Annotated in this window: 6 protein-coding genes; all 6 read left to right on the top strand. The window is 65.1% G+C overall.

Features of this window, described 5'->3' with window-relative positions:
* The first annotated feature begins 249 nt into the window (after nt 1-249).
* Nucleotides 250-921, top strand: coding sequence for a hypothetical protein (locus DFS13_RS39570; protein ID WP_034176084.1), 672 nt, complete (start codon nt 250-252; stop codon nt 919-921).
* Between the two features lie 81 nt (nt 922-1,002).
* Nucleotides 1,003-1,293, top strand: coding sequence for a hypothetical protein (locus DFS13_RS39565; RefSeq protein ID WP_027813562.1), 291 nt, complete (start codon nt 1,003-1,005; stop codon nt 1,291-1,293).
* Entirely contained in the window at nt 1,290-1,715 is a 426-nt protein-coding gene (locus DFS13_RS39560) for a hypothetical protein (RefSeq protein WP_027813563.1), read from the top strand. The genes DFS13_RS39565 and DFS13_RS39560 overlap by 4 nt, the downstream gene beginning before the upstream one ends.
* Nucleotides 1,716-1,719: 4 nt before the next feature.
* On the top strand, nt 1,720-2,055 hold the full coding sequence (locus DFS13_RS39555) for a hypothetical protein (protein WP_027813564.1): 336 nt from the start codon (nt 1,720-1,722) through the stop codon (nt 2,053-2,055).
* A gap of 251 nt (nt 2,056-2,306) precedes the next feature.
* Entirely contained in the window at nt 2,307-2,735 is a 429-nt protein-coding gene (locus DFS13_RS39545; RefSeq protein ID WP_027813566.1) for a hypothetical protein, read from the top strand.
* A gap of 3 nt (nt 2,736-2,738) precedes the next feature.
* On the top strand, nt 2,739-3,378 hold a 640-nt coding region (locus DFS13_RS39540), incomplete at its 3' end, for a phage integrase family protein (protein ID WP_309251525.1).

Below are 3,378 nucleotides of genomic sequence, written 5' to 3'. Positions count from 1 at the left end.
CTGAATTGAGCGCCGATTCGCTTCGTCATCCAGAAAATTTGAAGCCATCTCGCCTGCAACTTCGGAAGTTGGTCCATTGATCAGCGTTTCCCTAGATCCACGTCACTATGATGAGGACAGGGAGATGATCGGTCACGAGGTGGTTCCGATGGACCAACCATCGGAAGGGGTCTTCTGGTGTCGCGTCTGTGGCGGTCACCCGACTGATCCTATTCACCAACCGGGATACGAATCGTAACGGAAAACGCGATGACGACGCTGACACGCCAACACTACAAACGCCTGCGGTTCTATTGGCAAGGCCTGGCGAATGGTGGTGCCGGGATGACGGACGGCATCGACCTGGACCTGGCCGCACTCGGGTTGGTTGAGCGCTTCGAGCGCTTCGGCTACGGCGTTCGCTTTCGCATCACGAAAGCGGGCGAGCAAGAGCTTGCCGCCGAGAAGGCGCGCGAGGTCGAGCGGCGTCAGCCGCATCACACTCTTGCTGGCCGCTTGGCGCAGTGGCGTCAGAGTCAAGGTCGCGTGACGTGGCAGAACATCGAATTGCTGGTCGACCTTGAAAGCGGTGGCCGGCAAGCGATTCGTCCCGACGTGTTTTCAGTCGCTGCGAACTACGACGAAAAGCGCATCAATCCGTGTGTCGATGAAGTGAAGGTGAGTCGCGCGGATTTTCTCGCGGACGTGGCTCGCCCCGAGAAGCGGGCCGGCTACGGGAAAATCGCGGAGGTGCTGTACTACGCAGCGCCGGCCGGCATGATCGAGGCGTCGGAGGTGCCGGAAGGATGTGGCTTGCTCGTCGAAGTGGCGCCGTGTCAGTTCGAGATCTTGAAGCGTCCGAAGAAGCGGCCGGTGTCGCTGACCACGCACCATTTCATGAATCTCATTTTGAAGCCCGGCGCGTTCGCACCGGCCTGGTAGAAAAACAGCAATGACGAGAGATCCATCGGAGCGGTTCCGGTGGATCTCGATTCCTCCAACTTCAACACCTGATAGACCAACGTGCACGACTACACCGTCTCGTATCCTGAACTGACCGCATCGGCCGAAAGGCATATCCGCGACTATATGACCTTCGCCGCGGCCGCCGGCGACGATGCCGAACGCAGGGCACTGCATGCATCAGCCGTCAGCCTGTTCGCGTACTGGCTCGGCTTCGTGAACGCCGCCCGAAAGACCGTCGATGACGCGGGACGGCAAGCGCTGCAGCGCGACGAGCATCGGCTGCTGGATCTGGTCAGCGCCGCGGCCGCACCGTCCGGGCGCACCACATCGGACGACCGCGCATCATGACCGCTGCCTTCGACCGTAACGCCGCGCTGACCGCCGTGAAGCTGACGCTTTCCGACGCCATCGCGCACGACTATGCGAACGCTCTGTCGATCGACCGTTACGCGGGTGCCGGCGCGCTGGCGCATTGGCCTCCCAATCCGCATCGCTGCCACGAGCAGGTCACGCGCTGGCTGCAATCGCATCCCGGCGATACGCCGGTACGCGGCTGGCTTGTGAACGGTGGCGACGGCGCGCAACAACGCTTCGTCTCGCACTCGTTGGTCCGCAGCGCATCGGGCGCGTTGCTGGATGTCGCGTTTGCTCGGCCGGCCCATGTACAGCGCTTCATTGAACACCCGGCGGCGGCAGGCGATTTCCTCGCGCTTGTCCTCGGCGAACCGCCGGTGTCCGAACTCTGGGTGCCGATTCCCTGCAGGAGTTAATACCATGGCCCGCTCTTACCGGAAAAAACCGCCTGTCCGGCCGGCGCCCCAATACGTCAATGGCGTGGTGTTCACGCTCGCCATGCGGACGGGCGATGTCCAGGTGATCGGCATACCGTTCGAGCACCGCGGTCGGACATGGGCCGTTCATGCGATCGTCGGGCGCGATGATGTCCCTTGCTATGCGGCTTCCGACGTGCTGACAGGCATGCACGTGCCGAACAGTGAGGCGTCGAGCATCGACGCGTCGCGTGCGGCGGCGATTGCCACGCTCGACAACGTGACGGACGAGAGCTGGGCCGACACATTCGGGCCAGCTCAAACCGCGACGGCCGAATGACAACCTGCACGGCGCTCTGCGAGTTTCCCGATGCGCTGCCCGAACGGTGCCGCAGCGCCGCTCGAGCTGCAGACGAAAATCGAACTGGAGGACAACATGCTCCGCAATTGGATGGCACGTTTAGCGTGTCTGGTGGGTGCGCATCGCTGGGTGCAGCATACCCATTACCGCTACATACTGAACGACAGCGGTCTCCACGCGTATCAATGCGAGCGGTGCGACAAGGTCCGCTCGTCGAATTTTCCGAGCCGATGAGAAAAGCCACGTCCCGTAACCGCCGGCCGCTGACCAGGGCGCAACTGCTGCCGATCCCGACCGGCGAACTGCGTCGGATCCAGCTGAAGCACCACGTGGCGCTCGCGGCACTACGCGACGCGAACGACGACGTCGCGCAGCTGGCCACGCTATTGAATGCGATCTACCTCGCGTACTTTCTCGACTCGACCGAGGCGGCACTCTATCGACGGGCCGAGGCGGCCCTCCAGGACTGCGCCGATCGCGCCGAGCGGGGCGAGTCGGGCGCGCTGACCGACCTCGAGCGCGCGGCGGTCGAGCACGTGCTCGCACGGTTGGACGCGCAGCTGGCGGCGGTACCGATGCATCGCTATATCGCCGCGTTCGAACGGCTTCAGCGCGTCACCACGGCCGATACGGTCGTATCGCCCATTCCTGCAGGCTGAGCCATGGCAAATCGTCCCCAGCAGCTCGCCCAGATGCCGTTGCGCAGCTACAGCCGCACCGAATTCACGGCGCTGCGCGCGCGCGTGAAAGGCTTGCCGATCGAGACAATCGAGCGACTGTACTTCGACCGTGATGCCGTCGAGCCGGTCGACGTCGCTCAGCTGCTGCGCACGATGCGCGACGACTTGGTCGCGGCCGCGCTACGCGACGGCTCGCCAGTATTGCAAGCCCACCTGCAGGCGGCGATCGCGAAATACGGCGAGCCCCGCCTGACGCCCGTGTCGCTGCAACTGATCGAGCAGGTCGCCGCGCAGTGGGCGGTCGCCGCGCCGCGGGCCGAGCACCCGGTCGGTCGCTGGTTTCGGCCGCTCGTTGCCGCACGCCTGGAGGGAGAGGGCATCCACACGCTCGGCGAGCTCGTCGCGTTCGTGAACCGCCGCGGTGGGCAGTGGTGGCGATCGGTGCCGCGCATCGGCGTCGGCCGCGCCCGCGTGCTGGTCGCCTGGTTGCGGCGTCACGCGGCGTCGATCGGCGCGCCCGTTGAGGTCGACGTCGACGCCGGCGACGCGCTCGCGCCGACGTCGGCGGGCGTCACCGCCGGCGCCGGGCAGCTGGCCCCGCTCGAGCGCCTGGCGCTGCCCG

Origin of the sequence: Burkholderia sp. 28_3 (assembly GCF_003253915.1) — a bacterium.
Lineage (GTDB): Bacteria > Pseudomonadota > Gammaproteobacteria > Burkholderiales > Burkholderiaceae > Burkholderia > Burkholderia cenocepacia.
This window is presented reverse-complemented; position numbering and strand designations above follow the sequence as displayed.

Bases quoted from the DNA above. Each gene is read 5' to 3' on its own strand.
- DFS13_RS39545 (WP_027813566.1), top strand. From the start codon at position 2,307: ATGAGAAAAGCCACGTCCCGTAACCGCCGGCCGCTGACCAGGGCGCAA.
- DFS13_RS39560 (WP_027813563.1), top strand. From the start codon at position 1,290: ATGACCGCTGCCTTCGACCGTAACGCCGCGCTGACCGCCGTGAAGCTG.
- DFS13_RS39570 (WP_034176084.1), top strand. From the start codon at position 250: ATGACGACGCTGACACGCCAACACTACAAACGCCTGCGGTTCTATTGG.
- DFS13_RS39555 (WP_027813564.1), top strand. From the start codon at position 1,720: ATGGCCCGCTCTTACCGGAAAAAACCGCCTGTCCGGCCGGCGCCCCAA.